This is a genomic window from Polyangium fumosum (assembly GCF_005144585.1).
GTDB lineage: Bacteria > Myxococcota_A > Polyangia > Polyangiales > Polyangiaceae > Polyangium > Polyangium fumosum.
On record NZ_SSMQ01000032.1, the window covers coordinates 90,459 to 110,346 of the forward strand.

Sequence of the window (19,888 nt, forward strand, 5' to 3'; positions counted from 1 at the left end):
TCCTATCGGAGGAACAACGCGCCCAGGAGGGCCTGCGTGACGAAACCGGCGAGCGCGGCGAGGAAGGCCGTCCGCGTCCGGAGAGGGTGCGCTCGGGAAAACCCCATCGTGCCGAGCACGAGGCAAGCGGCTGCGGCGAGGGGCGCGTAGTATCGCATGGCCTTTCCGATGGCCGTGAAGCCCAATGCGAGGTAGACGGCGATATCGGGGACGATGAAGAAGAGCGTCATCGGCACGGCATACGAGACGCCAAAGACGGCGAGGGACGCACCCTTCTGGCTCCCCTCCCCGCCCGGCGCCGCCCCGCGCCGCGCGACGGCGTGCGCGACGCCGCCGCCGATTCGCCAGAGGACGAGGTACAGCGGCACGGCGAGGAGCGCCTGGAGCAGGTAATGCGAATCCCGTCCGAGCCCCGGCACGCCAAAGCGCGGCGCATACCCCGAAACATAGAGGAGGAGGGAAAACGCTCCGTGCAAAGCACCGAGCACGAGCATGGCCGCCCGCCCTTCTCGCGGGTCCGCGCGCGCCGCGACGCCGGCCATCGCGGCACGGGGTCCGTGGAGGACGTCGAGGAAGAGCGACCAGGCAGGGCGGGAATCGGGCACGACGCCCATGCGATAGCGGAAAGGGTGGGCGGGGGAAAGGGCCCGCGTCGATCAAGAGGCGAGCGCGTCGTCTGCGTCGTCCTCGAGCGGCGCGGCATGCGCGGGTCTGCGGGCCCCGGAGGCGGGCGCGAGGTCGCTCGCCAGGACAACCTGGAGCGAGCCGTCGGACGGGGCGAGGAGGTCCTCGATGCGCCGGAGGCCGAGGAGGTCCCGCGCCGCGAAGAGGCCGGAGGTGGCCGCGCCCGCGACGCCGTGGCTGAGCGTGCTCGCGCCGACGCTGTAGAGCCCGGGGACGCTCGATCGAATGGGGAACGAAAAGGGGCCGAGCTGGGCGGGGATCTTCGCCGTGCCGTAACTCGCGCCGCGGTGGGTCTCGCAATAAAAATCGTTCGTGAGGGGCGTGCCCACGGCGCGGAAGGTGAGGTTCTTGCCGAGCCCCGGAATCACGCGCTCGGCCGCGGCGATCATGGCGTCGCCGAGCCGCTCCTTGAGGTCGTGGTATCCCGCGGGCCGCGCGGCGGCATTACCAGCCCAGTCTTCGAACGGTTCGTAGGGGACGAACGTGAAGAGCTCCAGGGTATGGTGGCCGTTTGGCGCGTGGCCGGGGTCCTTCAAGGTGGTGACCGTGAGGAAGAGGCCCTCGACGATGCCGTGGGGGAGCGCGTGGAGGGCGCGCTCGTAGACGCCATTCACGTCGAAGGTACGATACCACCAGTAATTGCCGGAATCGAGGCCCATGGCGGGAAGGTCGAGGTCGGTGGCGCAAAAAACGCTGAGCAGGCCGGCGGAGTATTCCACGCGGCGGATCTTCCGGCGCTCGCGGTCCCCGTGCGGCGGTTCGAGGAGCGCGCCGAAGGTGATCGCGGGGTCGGCATTGGAGACGACGGCGCGGGCGAGGATACGCTCGCCCGAGGCGAGTTCGACGCCGGCGGCGCGGCCGGATTCGACGAGGATGCGGCGGACGCGGGTGCGGAGGCCCCAGGCGGCGAGGCTTTTCCCGCGAAACGGGAGCGCGAGGGCGCCTCGCGGCGAGACGAGGAGATCCTCGCAGCGAAGCGTGTCGGAGACGATGCGGCCGACGACGTCGAAGTATCGTTCGAGCCCTTTGCGCTCGTGGGGGAAGCGGGAGACGAGGCGCTCGAAGTAGCGATCGAAGCCCCGCGGGACGTCGAAGCGCTCGCCGCCGATGACGAAATGGTCGAAGCCGTCCGGATGGAGCTCGTGGAAGGTGAGGTCCGCGGAGAGGCCGAGGCCTTCGTACAGAGCCCGGACGCCCTCGCCGGAACCGAGCTCGCCAATGTAATGAACGCCCGGGCTGAACCGATATCCGTCGAGCGCGAAGCTGTGCGTCCAGCCGCCCGGCAAATAATGCTGTTCGAGGACGAGGACCCGCTGCCCCGCCCGCGCGAGCGCGACCGCCGCCGTGAGTCCCCCCGAACCCGATCCAACCACGATCGTGTCCCAGCGATCCATTGGAAGGTCCTCCTCGATCCAAGCTTTGATGCCAGAAAGACGCAGGGCGTCGTGGGAGCGCAACATTTCGTCGGGCGATCGCGCGCGTCGCGGGCGATAAGGAGGCTTCCGCGCAGGCTGCCCGGCTGGTAGGGTGCTGACGCGGAATGCCCTGCCTGCACGGGAAGGTTGAATGAGGGTCGTTCGTGCGTCGCCCGAGGTGGACGTCGACGTGGAAAGCAGCACGGTGCTCGTCGACGCGGCGCTCACGCCGACGGAGATCGGCCCACCTTCGGGTCCGCGGCCCGAGCGCCGCGGCGTGCCTGCGTCCCTCGCAGAGCGGTACGAGGACATCCATTTCCTCGGCGAAGGGGGAATGGGGACGGTCTATCGTGGGCGGGATCCGCGACTCGGACGCACAGTGGCGCTCAAGCTGCTCAAAGACAGCGATCCGGACCTTTGGCGGCGTTTCCTCCAGGAGGCGCGCGCGCAGGCGAAGATCGAGCACGACAACGTCTGCCGGATCTACGAAGCCGGGGAGGCGGACGGCGAACCTTTCATCGCGATGCAATACATCGAGGGGGAGCCGCTCTCGAAGGTGGCCGGGCGCCTGTCGCTCGAGCAACGCGTGAAGGTGATGCGGGAGGTCTCCGCCGCCGTGCACGAGGCCCACCGGCTCGGGCTCATTCATCGCGACTTGAAGCCCGGGAACATCCTGGTCGAGGTGGGCGCGGACGGGGACATCAAGCCCTACGTGATGGATTTCGGTTTGGCGCGCGAGGTCGCGGACCGCGGAGAGACGGTGACCGGCGCCGTGGTGGGGACGCCCGCGTTCATGTCGCCGGAGCAAGCGAGGGGCGATGTCCGAACGCTGGATCGACGCTCGGACGTGTATTCGCTCGGCGCGACGTTGTACGACCTCGTCGCGGATCACCCGCCGTTCGTCGCGCCCCACGCATGGAAGCTCCTGATGAGGGTGGCGTTCGAGGACGCGCCGGCGCTTGGAAAGGTGAAGAAGGGGGTGCCGGCGGACCTCGAGACGATCGTGATGAAATGCCTGGAGCGGGATCCAGGGCGGCGATACGACTCGGCGCGCGCGCTCGCGGCGGATTTGCAGCGGTTTCTCGACGGAGAGCCCATCCAGGCGCGGCGCGCGTCGTTGGGGTACGTGCTATGGAAGAAGGCGCGGAAACACAAGCTCGCGACGGCCGTGGGGGGCGTGGTGTTCGTCGCGGCCTTGGCGCTCGGCGGGGTATGGGTGAAGGCGCGCCAGCAGGCGGCGGCCGAGGCGCGGCTCGCGCAGGAGCTCGGCGAGCGGGTGAAGGAAATGGAGCTTTTCTTGCGCGCAGCTTACGAACTGCCGCTGCACGACGTGGAGCGCGAGCGGGACGTGGTGCGGCGGAAGCTCTCCGCCATCGAAGGGCGCATAAAGGACGCCGGTCCGGTCGGCGAGGGCCCGGGGCATTATGCGCTCGGGCGGGGGTATCTCGCGCTGGGGGATCCAGAAAAGGCGCGGGAGCATCTGGAGAAGGCAGTCGGCGCGGGCTATCGGTCGCCGGAGCTCGAATACGCGCTGGGGCGGACGCTGGGGGAGCTTTATCGGCGGGCGCTCGCGGAGACGAAGCGGATCACGAACGAGGAGGAGCGCAAGAAGCGGGAGGCGGACCTCGCGGCGGCGCTCCGGAATCCGGCGCTCGGGCATCTGCGGGCGGCGGGAGGGGCCGATATCGAGGCTCCGGCGTATGTGGAGGGGCTCATCGCGCTGTACGAGGGGAGGAATGAGGAGGCGCGGGCCAAGGCAAAGGAGGCGTTCGAGCAGGCGCCGTGGATGTACGAGGCGAAGAAGCTCGAAGCGGATGCGTTGTTCGCGGAGGGAAGCAAGTATCGGCACGACGCGGCGTTCGACTGGGACAAGATGATGGCGTCGTTCGGGCCGGCGGCCGAGGCATACAAGGTCGCGGCGGAGATGGCCGAGAGTGATCCGGAGGTGCATCGGGCGGCGTGTGAGCTTTGGGAGAAGATGGGGTGGGCGGCCGACGCCAGCGGGAAGCTGCCGGATCGAGAGCTCGATCTAGGGGACGCGGCGTGCGCGAGGGCGGTGGAGGCGAGCTCGCGTGACGGCGCTGCGCGGGTGCAGCGCGCGATGATGTCCTATCTACGGTTCTGGGCGGCCCATTATCACGGACAGGCGATCGACGCGGTCGAGGCAGCAGCGCTCAGGGCTGTCGAGGAGGCCGTTCGGTTCCGACCCCACGACCTCATGGCGTTGTACGAGCGGGCGACGACCCTCTACCTCCAGACAACGGTGCGAGCCGGCCGCGGCGAGCATGTCGACGTGACGAACGCGGTCGAAGCCTACGAGAACGTGCTGAACATCGAGCCTCGGTTCACGTGGGCGCTCAACGAGCTCGGGCAGACGTATCTGCTCAAGGCAGAGTTCGATCGCCGCCACGGCGAAGACCCTCGCGCGCTGCTGGAGAGCGCATCGAAGCGATTCGATCAGGCCATGGAAGCAGACCCGAGCTTCACGTTGCCTCTCTTCGGTAGGATCCGCGCGAATATCTATGGTCTCGAGTACGAGGTCGAGCACGGGCTCGACGCGAAGAAACGCGTCTCCTCGCTCGAAGACGCCGTGGCGCGCATCGATCGGGAGAAGCTCGGAGGATTTCTTCCTGCGTATTATGCGGCGAAATCGCTGCGGGTCCGCGCCGCCTACGAGCGAGGGATGGGCGCCGATCCTCGTCCCTCCCTCACCGCGGGGGTTGCAAGGATTCATGCTTTCGCGACGCCCGGCGCCGAGAACGGGTTTCTCCTGCGCGAGCTCGCCGAGCTGCGGCTGATGGAAGCGGAACACAGCCTGTCCGCGGGGCTCGTGCCCCTACCCAAGCTCGATCCATTGCGGAGCGCAGTGCAAAAAGAAGCGGATGGCGACGCCTCGGAGCTCGAACTGCACGACCTCCTGGCGAGGATGGATCTCTTCGCAAATCGCGCGGATCCCGAAGGCCGCAAAGACCAGGGGCAGAGGCTCGACGCCGCGGCTGCGCTCCTCGATCCCGTCGTCGCAAAGGAGCGAAACGACCCCCGGCCTTACCAGACCCTCGCGGAGATTTACGCCCAGAAGGCGACGTGGCGCGAAGCGCGCGGCGAGAATGCGGGAGCGGACGTCACCGCGGGCCTCGCCATGGCGGAGAAGGCGCTCGCCATCCATCCCCACAGCCCGAGGACGCTCGTGGCGAAGGGAGCGTTGTTCCTGGTGCAGGCGAGAGCTTCGCGCGGGGAAGAACGGAAGAAGGCGGCGCGCGCGGCGAGCGGCGCGTTCGCAGCAGCATTCCAGGAAAACCCGCGGCTCTCCGCATCGCACGCGGCGGCGGCCAAAGAAGCAAACGGGATCACGGAATCACAGGAGTCCAGCCAGCAGGGAGATCCGGGAACGGGACGTGGACGTCCTCCTGCTTCACGCTCGCGCGAATCGTCGCGGTGAAGGTGATTGGGCAGACATGCCAGGGCGTGGGCACGCAGCACTCGCCCATGTAGTTGAAACCGCAGGCGTCCATGGCGTCGCATTCCCGGAACAGGGCGTCCGGGGCCAGCACCGGGATCTGCGGATCACTGCAGATGTAGGCCGTGAAGGGAAGCGCGCTCGGCGAGACGCTGGGATCCGTCGTGCTCAGCGTGACGGTGGAATCGAACATGTTCCCCCACGTCTTCGACTCCCGCACGGGATAGGGGTATTCGGCCAACTCGTCCTCGGTGTGCGCGAGGGCCGGATGGGACCCTTCGAGGAGGATCTGGATGGTCTCGCCGTAGCGGTTCGTGCGCGCAAGGACGCAGGCCGTGACCCACTGCTTCTCCTGCAGCTCGAGCTTACGGTTCGTCCACTCCGGTGCGAGGCCGACGTCGCCGAAGTATTTCTTGTATACAGGAAAGAACGAGCCATTGAAATAAATGTAGCGCTCGACATGGCCCGGATCGTACACGTAGACGCCGTCCGGCAAGGCGCAGCCGATGAGGACCTCGAGGAACTCTTGCCTGGCGCCCGCCATCTCCCCCGTCGCGGATGCCGACGGCATGTAGGGCATCGCCGGGAGATACGCATTCGTGTTGACAAGCGCGGCCTTGCCAAGGGCCCGGGTCGTTTCTTGCACACCGTGATTCATCAAGACGACGGGCCTCAAGTGGTTCGCCGTCCCCGGATCCCCGCCCGCATACCCGAGGGCCTCGCGGACCACCACGTCCTCGGGATCGGCGCTCATCTCCTCGGGGTCGGCCATGCAACCCAGGCCGTAGAGGCTCATACCGATGAAAACAAAGGGCGAAGCACAACGAAGAAGGGTGATTCCAAGGTTCATGAGAGCCTCCTGTCGGGACGTCCGAAGCTGATTGCACCCCCCATGCCAGGGTTCGTCAACAGGGCAGCCAGCGTGTTGGCGCTCCTGGCAGAGACGCGCGTTTCCGCATCGCGTCCCTGAGGTACGCGGCTGCGTACCTCACGTACGGGCCCCATCCCCGCGGACACGGGCCTCCGCCCTCCTCCTCCCCATCCCCCCGAACAAACCCCAGGCGCCGCCACCATGGCACGCGTGCTGCAATGGGGGGTAGGCACGCGACGTCGTGGTCTTGGCGTCGCGGCGACGACCAGGTGTATGCCGGTCGCAGCGAATGCGAAGGGCCCTGCGTATCGCCCGAGCTGGCGATGCCGCAATACCGCCCGAGGAGACAGTGCTCCATGATCAACAGGACGATTTTGCCATTTTTGTTTGCAGGCGTTGCACTCTCCGCCGGATGCGCGGACATCGAGCCCGGCGAGGAGGAGACGGGCTCGACCCCGGGCGCGGCGCTCACGGCGCGCGAACAGGTGCTCTCGACGGAGCTCGCCAGCGGCTCTCTTCTCGTCGACACGATTTCGGAGGCGGTGCGCAGCCGCGACGAGGCAAAGGCGCGCGCCGCATTCGATCCCGTGCTCGCCCCTGCCGTCGCCCGCTTTACGGAGGGCGCGGGGCAATACGGCCTCGACCGTGACCACACCTTCGCCGTGCGAAACGTCAACCTCGACGAGGCCGGCGAGAGGCACGCGCGTCTCGACCATTTTTACAAGGGGATCCGGGTGCTCTCCAGCACCCCCATTTTGCGCACCGACAAGGACGGCGCGATTCGCGAGGAGATCGTCACGGGGCTGCGCACCCGGATCTCGGTCGATACGACCCCTCGCCTCCGCGAGGAACAGGCCCGGAGGGCGGTCGAGGCGCAGCCCGAGCGCACGGGCGAGCCGCTGATGCAGCCGCGCGTGGAGCTCGTGATCTGGCCGATTTCGAAGCGGTTCGTGCGCGCGACCAGCGCGCCGCTGCGAGGGGACGAAAAGGACCTGAACGCACTCGACGTCGAGCGCCGGGTCGTCGACACGAGGCTCGTCTATCAAGTGGATACCCTCGATCGGGGCCGGGGGGAGCCGCTCTCCACGTACCGATACCTCGTCGACGCGCAAACGGGCGAGGTCGTGCACAAAAAGGCACTCTCGCGTCCGATCGAGGGCATCGGCAGGACGTTCAACAATGACGGCCCGCTCAACGTCTTCCAGGTGTCGATCGATACACGGCAATATTCGGCGGGCGGCGGGACCCGGTTCGAGCCGCTCGACACGTTCCGCAACTTCGGCGTCTGGGACGAGGACACCTGCAAGACGTGCGGCGCCAATGCGGATGTCGCTGATAACATCTGGGGGGATTTCCAGGCGTTCATGGGGGATGCCACCGCGACGACGGCGAACCGCCAGACGGCAATCGCCGACGGCCTCTTCGGCATGCAGCTCACCTGGGACATGTTTGATCTCGTCTGGGGCCGCCAGGGGTACGATGACGCGTTTTACGAGGGCAACGCATTCGTCCACTCGGACACGGACTGGAACAATGCGAAATACTATTACCTGAGCGGCAACATCGCCATCGGCGACGGCGGACCGAGCGCCCGCTCCGCCTTCACCTCCCTCGATACGGTGGCCCACGAGTTCGGCCACGGGCTCAACGACTTCTCGGCCGATCTCGGCGACAACAGCGAGGGCGAGGGGCTCAACGAGGCGAACTCCGACATCATCGGCGAGATCGCCGAGGCCTACGATCTCGGCAACGGTCAGTTCCTCGGGCTCTCGTCGATCCCCACGAGCCCCGGCCCGAGCTACAGCCAGAGCGCCAGCAACCGGAATTTCAGGACCGCGAACAACATCCGTTACTGGACCACGGGCCTCGAAGACCTCGAGGACGAGCACGCCCGCGCGCTCCCCATGGACCACGCGTTTTATTTCATGTCCCAGACCTCGGTGAGCGATCCGATCTCGCCGATGTTCTCGGTCCACACGCCGTGGGGCATGCAGGGCATCGACATCGACAAGAGCGCTCACATCTGGATCCGCGCGCTGCTCAACAAATTCGACAGCGACACCGACTATGCCCAGGCGCGCACGCATTGCATGTCCGCCGCGTCCGAGCTGTTCGGTGCCGGGTCGACCGAGCACAAGGCCGTCGCGAATGCCTTCGCGGCGATCAACGTCGGCGCCGTGGCATCCAACTATCCCGGCTCGGCGGTTTCGATGTCGGAGTCGGAGCCGAACAACAGCCAGCTCGCGGCGGACGCCGTGGCGGCCGGCACGCTGCCCGCGGGAGCGCCGGTCGTCGGGCCGCTGTCGAAGCGCACGATGGTGTCGGGCATCGTCGACTCGTCAGACCCGAACGATTATTTCACGATCAGCGTGCCGGCGGGAAAAACGCTTCGCGTCACCCTGGCCCCCTATAACGACGACGACCTCGACATCATCGATGACTGGGGCACGACGGTCGACTCCTCCGCCCTCGCCGGGACGTCGTGGGACCAGGCCACGGGCACCGCCCCGAACGACGGTTTGCCTCACACGTACTTCATCCGGGTGAAGTACTACACGACCAGCGGCACCCAGTTCAATTTTTACCAGCTCTACGTCGACATCCTGTGAGCACCATCTGCCGCAGTGTCGACCGTGGATTCGGGCACGAACCGGAGAGATCAAAGACCATGAAACTGCACCGTTCCCATTCTTCGTTTCTCGCGCTCTGCTTCCTCGCTTTCTGCGTGCCTGCATTCGGGTGCGTTGGCAATGCCGACGATCCGAACGACGAACTCGTGGACGAGGCGGAAAGCGCCTTCGGGGAGACGGCGTGCGGCACGGACACGGCAAGCCCCGACGTGACGTTGACCAATAGCTGGCCAACGCCCATCTATGCATGGCAACACTCGGGGGCCCCGCATTACGGCGACACGGTCTGCACCGACGCGTTCCGGGTGGTGCACCAGAACCTCCCCACCGTCGGATGCACCGTGAAGGCGAAATGGGACCACGACGCCAGCGTCAGCTTGCCCGGCAACCAGACGGATTGCGAACACAGCTACGTGAAGGTCATCACCTACGACGGCTATGGCAACCCGCTCGGCTCCGGCACCCGTTATGGTTTCTGGCAGTCGGGCGCCGGCGTCTGTACGCTCCCGGGGAGCTTGCTCAACCCGACCCCCGCGAGCGCCACCGCATACACCGCGGAGCTCGCCATTGCCGTGGCGTACGTGGCGTCGTGCTTCAACGATCCCTACACGGGGCGTCTGATCTGCTTGCGTAACCAGGATGGAGTGCAGACGTTGACGAGCTGCCCGTAAGTCTTTGCTGCGGAGCGCCCATGCGGGGGGCGATTCACCCCTCTTCCTCCCCCATCGTCCCGAAAAGCGCCCCCTCCTCCCCGAGCGCCTTGCAAAGCGCCTCCACCTTCTCCACCTCGCGCCGCAACATCTTGTGGTGATTGCGCGCCTGCACCTGCGCGCCCTTCCCAAAAAGCCGGAACGCCGCGTCCTTGCTCCCGAGCCGCTCCACCGCCGTGCCGAGCACGATGCCGCGGAATGCGTCGCAGAGCTCCAGGTCGAGCACGAGGCCCTTTCCCTGCTGCCGCTCGGCCTCCTCCACCACCGCGACGGCCGCGGCGCGCACGTCGTCCAGCGTCGACCTTCGCTCGCTCCCCCGCTCGTAGCTCAACGCGCGCGCGAAATGCTTCTCCTCCAGCAAGATCTCCGGTCCTGCATCACCGTGCGTCATGAGCGCGAGCGCATACGCCCGGCGGACCACGTTGTCGAGCTGCCGCAAATTGCCCGGCCACGTGTGCTCGACGAGGAGCCGCTCCACGCCGGCCGCGATCCGCGCCTCCCCGCCCGGGACCGATTCTCGATGGCGCCGCAATGCCATGAACCGCGCCCATTCCCCAATTTCGTCCCGGCGCTCGTCGAGCGGGGGCAGCTTCACCGGGAGCACGTTGATCCGATAGTAAAGATCCTCCCGGAACCGGCCGGCCTTGACCTGATCGTACAGATCGACGTTGCTCCCCACGATGAAACGCACGTTCGCCTGCTGCTCACGCGCCCCGTCCCCGATCGGGCGATACGTGCGCGATTCGAGGAGCTGGAGCAAACCAGCCTGCGCCTTCAGCGAGAGCTTGTCGATCTCGTCGATGAACAGGGTCCCCTTGAAGGCGCGCGTGATGCATCCGGGCGTGTCACGCACGGCGCCCGTGAATGCGCCCTTTTTCCAGCCGAAGAGCTCCGCCATTTGCAACTCCTCGGGCACGGCGATGAGGTCGAGCACCTCGAAAGGGGCCCCGCGCCGGACCGATCGCGCGTGGCACCAGCGCGCGAGGCGCGATTTGCCAGCACCCGTGGGGCCGCCGATGAGCAGGGTCTCCTCCTGCAGCGCGAAGACACGGAGCATGTCGATCAAGCCCGCCATGCTCTGGCCAAGGACGGGCAAGAGGTCGTCGGTCACGCCGGCCGCCGCAGGCCGGGGCGGGAGGGTCGCGAGGTAAGGCGCCGCGAGCTCGGCGAGGAGCTCCAGCGATTCTTGAAGGGCGGGGAAGATGAAATCCTCGCCGACGGCCCGCGGGCAGCCCGCCTCGACCGTGGCCATTCCCTCGACGGCGCCGTGCAAGGCGCGCAGCGGAATCGCGTAGAGGTGGCTCGTGTCGCGGCTCGTCAGCCGAAGGACGCTGTCCTGACCAGAGAATCCGCCCTCCTTCAGCACCTTCGCGGCGTCGTTTTGCCACGTCCAGACGCGGCCGAGCGGCACATCGATCGCAATGGGACCTTCGCGCGTGACGACCCAGCGCCATGCGCTCGCGGAGGGCAGATGATGGATCGCCGGCTCCCCGCTGCGCTGGGTATCGTCGAGGAGGACCAAGCGCCGATACCCGTCACTGGGCCGCCAATGGGCCATGCCGCGGAGGACGCGGCCTCGGCCGGAAAAGCCGCTCTCCGCGAGCGCCGCCTGCGCCGCGTCGAGCATCTCGCGCAGCATGGTGAGCGCGGCGTCCTCGAAGGTCCTCGCCTTCCGGAGCCGATCGATGAACGCCAAGATGTGCCGTTGGTTCATGCGCCTTCTCAGCGTCCGAGAATCACCAAGGCCGCCGCGACGGCCATCACCACGAAAACGGCGACCCCGCTCCTCACAAGCCATCGCCGGGGGCGCGACGCGTCCGCCGTCTTCGCCGGCGCGCGTTCCTCGGCCGCCGCGCGCTCGGTCATGACGCGTGGATCGCTCTCCACGTGGGTCTTTACGACCTCGCGGGGCGCGTCCCCTCGTCCGACGAGCATGTCCTCCCGCAGCGCCGTGCCTCCCGGCAAGAGGGGCGTCATCGCTTCGAGCATCGCCGTCGCGCTTCCAAAGCGCTCTTCCCGTTCGAGCCGCGACGCCCGTTCGAGGAGCGCCTCCACCTCGGGACCGACCTCCGCCGCGACCTCGCGGACCTTGGGCATCGGCTTCGACGCGATATGGCTGAGGAGCAAAGGAAATGATTTGACGTCCACGTGCGGCGGTTTTCCGGCGAGCATCGCGAACAGCGTCACCGCCAGCGAAAACAGGTCGCTGCGGGCGTCGACGCCCTTCGCGCCGTCGAGCTGCTCGGGCGACATGTAAAGCGGCGAGCCGAGGAGCTGCCCCGTCTCGGTCATCGATTGCTGCGGCGCCGAGAGGGCCGAAGACGCAGCGCTCGTCGACCCGTCCGGCGGGAGGCGCCGTATCTTGGCGAGACCAAAATCGAGGATCTTGACCACGATCTCGCCGCCCTCGCGCCGGGCGAGGAAGACATTGCCGGGCTTGACGTCCCGATGCACCACGCCCGCCGCATGCGCCGCCGCGAGCCCCGCGCACGCCTGCGCCGCGATCCGCAGCGCCACGTCGACCGGCAAGGGACCGACCCGATCGAGGAGGGATTGCAGGTCCTCCCCGCGGAGCAGCTCCATCACGAGGAACGGGATGTCCGTGGCCGGATCACGCTCGATGTCGAGGACCTGGGCGATGTGCTCCGACTCGAGCGAGCCCGCGATGCGCGCCTCCTGCTCGAAACGCAGGAGCTCGGGATTCCCCGGATCGAGGATGCTCCCGACCCGCAGCGACTTGATCGCGACGCGCCGGCCGGTTCGCAGGTTCTTCGCGGCGTAGACCGTGCCCGTCGTCCCTTCCCCGAGGACGGCCGACAGCGCGTATTTCTCGCCGATGTTCCCCTGAACCCTGGTCGCCAAGGCCCGAAGGGTACGCGCCATCGCCCGCGCCGGACAAGGGCTGTCGCGACGAGCGCCTCCGCCTCGGGCGCCAGGGCCACGAGCGCGAGCACGCCGCATTTGTCCTCCGTGCACCCAGGCGCAGGCAGAGCGACCGCCACGAGCAGCACCCCGATGACAAGCCGTTTCATGCGCCCCCTCCCACGCCCGAGCCCCAAGAACATCCCCGGCGAGCCGGGAAAGCGCTCGCATCTCCGCGATACAGCCAAGCCGCGCCGAGCCACCTCATTCGAAGCATCCCCAACTGGCTCGGTCCTCCGGAGACGGGGCCTGTTCGGCTACCGAACAAGGAGGCGCGCACCGGGCCAGGGATCGTTCCGCGGCAGAACAGGATCGGCGCGCGGGCGCTCGTTGTTTCCGGAGGGAACAACAAGGGGCCCCCAGAGCACCCCGGCGCAGTTTCGCAAAACAAGGATGGGCCGACGACGCGGCCCAGGACGGTTTCGCCCCACAACAACGCCCGGCATGTCGAGCCCGAGGCAGTCCTGGCGCGGAACAATGGGGTGGCGCCGTGAACGGGTGATGGTTTCGCACGAAACAGAGGGCCGATCGGGTGGCCGGGGCGCGGGTGACACGACCCCGCGCAGGGCCGAAGCGATAAGCAAAGGCAGTTCCGCGGTGAAACAGGGGACGGACGCGCGAAACGAGACCGTTTCGACGATTCGAACTCGCTCAGCCCCCGCCATCCACCGTCGGCGGCCGCGCCGACGAGAGCAGCGCCCCCGGACACACCACCGGCTGCCTCCGCTCCGTGCTCCCCTCCCGCATGCACGATTTCCCCATGACACGAATGCGCTCGCCGACATGCAAATCCGGCGGGCATGGAGTCCGCGTCGCCGGGGAGACGGCGTCCCGGTCGACCGAATACACCTCGCATCGCTCCGCCGTGCGCGCGAGGTAATGGCGGGTCGTCGGGCGGCGCGGCATGGGAGCGGTGGGCGCGGCGGACGGCGGGGTTTCGGGCGGCGGCGCCGCCGCGTCGGTCGATTCGCCGCCACGGCAGGCCGGGAGCAAAGCCGCGAGGAGGAGCAGCGTGGAGCGGCCGGGCGTCATCCGAAGACCTCGCGGGCGACCGTATACGTCCCGACGTGCGCGTCGAGGGTCGCGTCGATGGGATCGGCATATCCGCCGCCCAGGGTGAGCGCGATCGGAATGCCGCGCCGCCGCGCCTCACCGAGGACACGCGCGTCCCTCCGGCGCATGCCCGCCGCCGTCATGCCGAGCCGGCCCAGTTTGTCCGCTGCGAGGGCATCCACGCCGCCCTGGAAAAAGACCAAATCAGGGTTCGATTCGGCGAAGGCACGGGCGAGAAAGGTTTCCAGCGCGGCGAGGTATTCGTCGTCGCCCGTCTGGTCCGGGAGCGCGAGGTCGAGGTCGCTCCGCTGCTTGTGGAAAGGGAAGTTCTTTTCGCCGTGGATCGAGGCCGTATACACGCGGGGGTCGTTCTCGAAAATGGAGGCCGTGCCGTCGCCCTGGTGGACGTCGAGGTCGAGGACGAGCACACGGCGGACGTCGCCCGCGTCGAGCAAGGTGCGGCAGGCGACGGCGATGTCGTTGTAGACACAGAATCCAGCGCCGCGATCCGCGAAAGCGTGGTGCGTGCCGCCGGCGAGGTTTCCGGAAATGCCGTCTTCCAGGGCGGCGCGGCCCGCGCAGATCGTGCCCGAGACGCTGGCGCGGGACCGGCGCACGAGGGCGTCGGACCAGGGAAACCCAATGGCGCGCAGGACGCGGGGATCGAGCGTGCCCGAGAGCAGGCCTTCGAGGTAGGGCGGCGCGTGGACACGCGCGAGGTCGGCGATCGAGGCAGGCGTGGAGGGCAGGAGATCGGTCGGATCGAGCAGGCGCGCCTCCAGCAAGCGCTCGCGCAGGCGTGCGTACTTCGCCATCGGGAAACGATGCCCAGGCGGAAGCGGGACCTCCACGTGATCGCAGAAGAACACGCGCACGGTCCTCTCCTTGCCACAAGTTTTGTCGTGGCGGGTCTTTCGCGTTGGGGTAATGCATCGGTCCCCCTCATGGCCGAGCTTCGCCCCTCTCCGCGCTCCGGAACGGACGGGATCCCCATCGACTGGGGGAGCCTCGCGCCGCTGCGCCTGCGGGCCCGGACGCTGGCCGAGGGCGTGTACGCCGGCGGGCACCGGAGCGTACGCAAAGGTCCCGGCGTGGAGTTCGGCGGGCATAGGCCTTACGTGCCCGGCGACGATCTCCGGTTCTTCGACCGGCGCGCGCTGCTCCGGCACGACCGGATGATGGTGCGCGAGTTCGAGACGGAGACGGATCGCGCGCTCTGGTTGTGCGTGGACGCGACGGCGTCGATGGCCTACCGGAGCAGCCGGGCCCCGGGCGCGAAGCTCGCCTACGGGGCGCTCGTGGCCGCGGCGCTGGCGCGCGTGGCGCTGTCGACGGGTGATCCCGTGGGGCTCGCGTGGATCGGCGGGTGGGGGACGATGCCGCTGCCCGCGTCGAGCGGGCGCGAGGCGTTCGACCGGGTCGCAGGGGCGCTCGAAGGGGCCGCGGCCGCAGGCGACGCGAGCGCGGACGAGGCGGCCATGGAGCGCGCCCTCGCCCCGGTGGCGCGGCGCGCGCGGCGCGGCGCGGTGATCGTGCTGGTGAGCGATTTCGTGGACCTGCCGGAGCGGGCGCTCTCGGCGTTCACGGCGCTCGGGGCCGGCGGGCGCTCGCTCGTCGCGCTGCGGGTGCTCGATCCCAACGAGGCAGATCTCGGGTTCTCCGGGCACGTGCGGCTCCGCGCGAGCGAGGGCGACGTGGTCGTGGAGACGGACGCCGAGGAGGTACGCGCCGTGTATCGCGAGCGGATCGCGGGGATCGCCGAGCGCTGGTCGAAGGAGTTGTCCGCGCGGGGCGGTCGCTGGGTCGAGGCCACGACGGACAAGTCTCCCGCCGACGTGGTGCGCGAGGTGGTGCGCGCCGTGGCCGAGGCGCGCGCATGAGCTTCGCCACGATCGCCGCGCTGCTCGTGGCGCTGCTCGTCGGCGCGCCGGTCGCGGCGCACCTGCTCCGGCGAAGGAAAGCCGAGGAGCAACCCTTCCCGCCCGCGAAGCTCGTGCCGCCGACGAAGCCCATGGCCCGGCGGCGGAGCATGCTGGAGGATCGCTCGCTCTTCGCGGTGCGGGCGCTCAGCGTGCTCTTGCTCGCGCTGCTCGGCGCGACGCCGTTCGTGCGGTGCGCGCGGCTCGGGCTGGCTCGGAAGGACGGAGCGTCGGTGGCGCTCGCGATCGTGATCGACGACTCGCTGAGCATGCGCGCGCCGCTGGAAGGCGGGGCGGGCGCGCCGGGGAAGCGGACGAAGTTCGAGCGGGCCCTCGCGTCGGCGCGCGAGCTCGCGACAGGCCTGCGCAGCGGCGACGCGGTGGCCGTGGTCCTCGGGGGCGCGCCCGCGCGCGTGGCGCTCGCGTCGACGACGAACATGGCGGCCGTGACGGGCGCGCTCGACGGGATCGAGCCATCCGATCGCGCGACCGATCTGGAAGGCGCGCTTTCCCTGGCGCGGGAGCTTCTGCGCAGCGTGCCGCACACCGATCGGCGCGTGGTGCTGCTGAGCGACCTCGCGGACGGGGCGCCGAACGCGCTGCCCCTCGGCGGCGGCTCGGACACGACGCTTTGGGCGCCGCTGCCGGAGCTCGTCGCCTCGGGGAGCGATTGCGCGGTGACACGTGCCGATCTACGCGCGGGAAAGGTGCGGGCGCGCATCGTGTGCAGCCCCGACGCGCGGGCGTCGGGCGAGGGCGCGGCGGGGGTCTCGGCCTCGGCAGGTCGAGCGGTGGAGCTGCGCGCCGGGGGCAAGGTGCTCGCGTCGGCGCCGCTCGGGGCCGCGGTCCGCGCCGAAGAGGTCGCGCTCGACGTGCCGGAAGGCGCGCCAGAGGAGCTGACGGTCGGGCTCACGCCAGGCGACACGATCCTGGAGGACGACGAGGCGCCGGTCGTGCCGGCCGGCGGAGCGCTGCCGATCGCGGTCGTGGTGGACGTGGCCTCGACGCACGTGGCGACGGGTGGGCCGCCGCCGATCGAGCAGGCGCTCGCGGCGATGCACCTCGACGCGGAGGTGCGTCCCCTGCCCGCCGTGCCGGACCACGCGGACGAGCTCGCCGCGTTCGCGGGGCTCATCGTGGACGACGTGCCGGGCTTCACGCCGGAAGGGCGGCGTTCGCTCGCCGCGTGGGTCGAGCGTGGGGGCGTGCTGCTCTTGACGTTCGGGCCGCGCGCGGCGACGGCCCCGCTCGGCGCGGGGTTCGACCCGCTCATGCCGGGCGTGGTGCGCTGGGGGCCGAGCCCGTCCCCGGGCGCCGATGCCACGAGCGCGGTGTTTTTCGGCCCGAGCGCGGAAGGCCTTGGGAAGCTCTCGCCCGACGGGCGCGCGTCCTTCGACCCGGCCGCTGCGACGAACGCGGACGTGCTCGCGCGCTGGGACGACGGCGCGCCGCTGCTCTTGCGCCGTTCGCTCGGCCGGGGCGCCGTCTTCGCGCTGTCCCTGCCGCTCACCGTGGACGAGAGCGACTTCGTCCTCCGGCCGGCCTTCCTGGCGCTGCTCGACCGGTTCGTGGGCACGGCGCGGGCGCGGGGCGGGGCGCGGCAGATCGACGTCGGCGACGCGTTCACGTTCGACGGGTTCAAGGACGTGGCGATCGAGCGATTGCCGGTGCGCACGGGCGAGGCGCGGCGGCCGATCCCGGTCGTGGAGCAGGACGGACGCCGCCGCGCCGTGGCGCCGCTCCAGGGCCGGTACGAGGTGCGGCTCGACGGCGAGCGCGCGGTGCGGGTCGCGACGGTGCCCGAGCGCGAGATCGATCTCCGTCCGCGGCGCGTGATCGACGCGGCGCGCGCCGAGGAGCTCGGCGGGGTCGTGCCCTCGATTGACGCGTCGCCCTACGTGGCGCTCGGGCTGCTCGGCCTCGTCGTGCTGGAGTTGTTCCTGCGCGCGGTGGGGCAAAAGCGCGAGGGTTCCGCGTCCACGTCGGCCTGAACCGCGGTAGCATCGTGCTCCTTGCTTCGGAGGAGTGAGGCTATGCGATTCACATGCTTGCTCGCGATCGCCGCGCTCGCCGCGGCTGGGTGTACCGCCGACGGCAGGGACCTCTTCGGCTCGCCGAGCCATCCCGGCGCGGGTGGTGAAGGCGGCGCCGGAGGAAGCGGCGGCATGGGCGGCATGAATGCGTCGTCCTCGTCCGGGAGCGCTTCGTCTTCCTCGTCGAGCGCATCGAGCTCCAGCGCGTCGTCGTCGTCTGCGTCGTCGTCGTCTGCGTCGTCCTCGTCCGCCTCCTCGTCCTCGTCCGGCGGCGGCGATAGCTGCCAGCACGCCGTCTGCACGGTCGGGAATCCGCTCGTGGCAGGCTGCAATGCCTGCGTCACGCAGGTCTGCGCGTCGCAGAACGGCGCCGGGTGTTGCGAGAACTTCTGGGGCGAAAACTGCGTGCAGCTCGCCGATCAGCTCTGCAACGCGGGCTGTTGCGGCAACGGCGAGTGCAACGGCGAGACGTGCGGCTCGTGCCCGAACGACTGCGGCGAATGCTTCTGCGGCGATGGCGTGTGCAACGCCGGCGACGACTGCACGACGTGCCCCCAGGATTGCGGGCCCTGCGCGGAGTGTCCGCACTCGGTCTGCGGCACGGGCGCGGCGCTCGATCCGGAGGTGTGCCGCGGCTCGTGCGTGGACGAGGTGTGCATGCAGGACCCGAACTGCTGCGGCATGAACTCGGGGTCGCCGTGGAACGGAGCCTGCGCCTACCTCGCGGACACGCTCTGCGGCGCGGATCCGTGCATCACGTCGGTGTGCATGGATCAGCCGGCGTGCTGCACGACGGGCTGGAACGAGGCCTGCGTGGCCGCAGCCACGATGAAGTGCGGCGTGAGCTGCAACTGCGCGCACTCGATCTGCCAGTCGGGCCCCAAGCTGGATCCGACGTGCAACCCGTGCGCCGCAGCCGTCTGCAAGGCCGATCCTTATTGCTGCGAGCAAAACTGGGACGGGATCTGCGTGGACGAGGTCGGCCTGGTCTGCGGCATCAACTGCAATTGATGCCGGACGCGGGGGGCGGGCGCTCGGGCCCGCCCTCGCCGCGAAACCTCAATGCGTCTGCCAGTGCGGAGGGATCTCCTCCAACACCGCCGCCGCAGGCTCGGCCGGCGGCGTGATGCGGCGCGGGCCGTTCGGCTTGAAGCTGTGCTCGGCGCCGGGGAACGTGCGCGCTTGCACCTCGTCCACGTACGCCCGCGTCGCCGCCATGATCTGCTCGCCCACCTCGGCGAAGCGCTTCGCGAAGCGCGGGCGCAGATCCGGGTACATGCCGAGCATGTCGTAACAGACGAGCACCTGCCCATCACACCCCGCGCCCGCGCCGATGCCGATCGTCGGGACCGACACGGCCGCCGTGATCTCCTCCGCGAGATCCGGCGGGATCGCTTCGAGCACGATCGCATACGCGCCGGCCTCGTCGAGCGCCTGCGCGTCGCGCACGAGCCGCGCCGCGTTCTCTTCGCCCTTGCCCTGCACCTTGAAGCCGCCCATCGCGTGCACGGACTGCGGCGTGAGCCCGATGTGCGCGCACACCGGGATGCCCGCCGCGACGATACGGCGCACGTGCTCGGCGATCTCCTCGCCGCCTTCGAGCTTCACGCTTTCGAACGCGCCGTCCTTCATCAGCCGGCCCGCGTTCTCCAGCGCCTGCATGGGCGAGACCTGGAAGCTCATGAACGGCATGTCCCCGACCACGTGCGCCCGCCGCGCCCCGCGCGCGACCGCGCGGCCGTGGTAGCAGATCTCCTCGACCGTCACGGGCAGCGTCGTCGGGTGCCCTTGCACGACCATGCCGAGCGAATCACCGACGAGCAGCATGTCCGCGCCGCCCTCGTCGAGGAGGCGCGCCATCGTGAAGTCGTAGGCCGTCACCATCGCGATCGGCGGCCCATTTGCCTTCCGCGCGCGGATGTCCGGAACGGTGACCTTTTTCGGGGCTGCAGGCGGGCGCCCAGCGCCGCTGCTCTGACCTTTGGGACCGTACATGTTTCCTCCGGGTCGCGGCCGCTGGGTCGCGGTCCACGCCTGCAATGGAGGCTAGGGCGACCCGAACGAAACGGCAAGACGCGCGATCCGCGAAAAAATCGCGCAGTCGGCGGTGGAAACCTGCCGGAGAAAAACACGCGAGGTCGCGAAGCGAGCTCGCCTCTAGGGGTGAATCGGCCGGGCTTTGCCCGGACGAGAG

Annotated in this window: 14 protein-coding genes; 6 read left to right on the top strand and 8 right to left on the bottom strand. The window is 69.1% G+C overall.

All coding sequences use genetic code 11. The features are described from left to right. Positions 1-2: 2 nt before the first annotated feature. Both E8A74_RS27650 and E8A74_RS27655 read right to left on the bottom strand, forming a co-directional pair. On the bottom strand, positions 3-605 hold the full coding sequence (locus tag E8A74_RS27650) for a hypothetical protein (protein ID WP_136932076.1): 603 nt from the start codon (positions 603-605) through the stop codon (positions 3-5). Between the two features lie 51 nt (positions 606-656). Next, entirely contained in the window at positions 657-2,078 is a 1,422-nt protein-coding gene (locus tag E8A74_RS27655; protein WP_136932077.1) for a phytoene desaturase family protein, read from the bottom strand. Positions 2,079-2,250: 172 nt separating this feature from the next. Here E8A74_RS27655 and E8A74_RS27660 point away from each other — a divergent pair, with 172 nt between their 5' ends. Beyond that, on the top strand, positions 2,251-5,538 hold the full coding sequence (locus E8A74_RS27660; protein WP_136932078.1) for a serine/threonine-protein kinase: 3,288 nt from the start codon (positions 2,251-2,253) through the stop codon (positions 5,536-5,538). Here E8A74_RS27660 and E8A74_RS27665 read toward each other — a convergent pair. After that, positions 5,447-6,352 carry a hypothetical protein gene (locus tag E8A74_RS27665; protein WP_170229416.1) on the bottom strand — a complete coding sequence of 302 codons (906 nt, stop codon included), beginning with the start codon at positions 6,350-6,352 and terminating at the stop codon, positions 5,447-5,449. The two genes, E8A74_RS27660 and E8A74_RS27665, sit on opposite strands and share 92 nt — an antisense overlap. Before the next feature lie 431 nt (positions 6,353-6,783). On the opposite strand from E8A74_RS27665, the gene E8A74_RS27670 reads away from it, so the two are divergent. Together E8A74_RS27670 and E8A74_RS27675 are read left to right on the top strand one after the other, a co-directional pair. Next, entirely contained in the window at positions 6,784-9,036 is a 2,253-nt protein-coding gene (locus tag E8A74_RS27670; RefSeq protein WP_170229417.1) for a M4 family metallopeptidase, read from the top strand. Between the two features lie 59 nt (positions 9,037-9,095). Next, positions 9,096-9,728 (top strand): hypothetical protein, encoded by a 633-nt coding sequence (locus E8A74_RS27675; RefSeq protein WP_136932081.1) that lies wholly within the window; start codon positions 9,096-9,098, stop codon positions 9,726-9,728. Positions 9,729-9,762: 34 nt separating this feature from the next. Here E8A74_RS27675 and E8A74_RS27680 read toward each other — a convergent pair whose 3' ends face one another. From E8A74_RS27680 to E8A74_RS27695, 4 genes are all read right to left on the bottom strand, one after another. After that, a complete protein-coding gene (locus E8A74_RS27680) occupies positions 9,763-11,481 on the bottom strand; it encodes a sigma-54-dependent transcriptional regulator (RefSeq protein ID WP_136932082.1) in 1,719 nt (572 codons plus the stop codon). An 8-nt stretch (positions 11,482-11,489) separates the two neighbouring features. Beyond that, positions 11,490-12,629 carry a serine/threonine-protein kinase gene (locus E8A74_RS27685; RefSeq protein WP_170229418.1) on the bottom strand — a complete coding sequence of 380 codons (1,140 nt, stop codon included), beginning with the start codon at positions 12,627-12,629 and terminating at the stop codon, positions 11,490-11,492. Positions 12,630-13,340: 711 nt separating this feature from the next. Next, positions 13,341-13,721: a hypothetical protein gene (locus tag E8A74_RS27690; protein ID WP_136932084.1), complete on the bottom strand. Its 381-nt coding sequence runs from the start codon at positions 13,719-13,721 to the stop codon at positions 13,341-13,343. Beyond that, positions 13,718-14,617, bottom strand: a complete 900-nt coding sequence (locus E8A74_RS27695; protein ID WP_136932085.1) for a histone deacetylase family protein — start codon at positions 14,615-14,617, stop codon at positions 13,718-13,720. Before E8A74_RS27695 ends, E8A74_RS27690 begins: the two co-directional genes overlap by 4 nt. Before the next feature lie 69 nt (positions 14,618-14,686). Between E8A74_RS27695 and E8A74_RS27700 the strand changes: the two genes are divergently transcribed. From E8A74_RS27700 to E8A74_RS54110, 3 genes are read left to right on the top strand one after another with little or no spacing between them, the layout of a single operon-like run. Then, entirely contained in the window at positions 14,687-15,622 is a 936-nt protein-coding gene (locus tag E8A74_RS27700; RefSeq protein ID WP_136932086.1) for a DUF58 domain-containing protein, read from the top strand. Further along, positions 15,619-17,652, top strand: a complete 2,034-nt coding sequence (locus E8A74_RS27705) for a vWA domain-containing protein (protein WP_136932087.1) — start codon at positions 15,619-15,621, stop codon at positions 17,650-17,652. Before E8A74_RS27700 ends, E8A74_RS27705 begins: the two co-directional genes overlap by 4 nt. Before the next feature lie 42 nt (positions 17,653-17,694). Then, the gene (locus tag E8A74_RS54110) at positions 17,695-18,705 is read left to right on the top strand and encodes a hypothetical protein (protein ID WP_211365460.1); all 1,011 of its coding nucleotides are present in this window, start codon (positions 17,695-17,697) and stop codon (positions 18,703-18,705) included. 48 nt (positions 18,706-18,753) lie between these two features. On the opposite strand, the gene panB is transcribed toward E8A74_RS54110, so the two are convergent. Continuing rightward, positions 18,754-19,689 (bottom strand): 3-methyl-2-oxobutanoate hydroxymethyltransferase, encoded by a 936-nt coding sequence (panB, locus tag E8A74_RS27715; RefSeq protein WP_136932088.1) that lies wholly within the window; start codon positions 19,687-19,689, stop codon positions 18,754-18,756. Between the last annotated feature and the right edge of the window lie 199 nt (positions 19,690-19,888).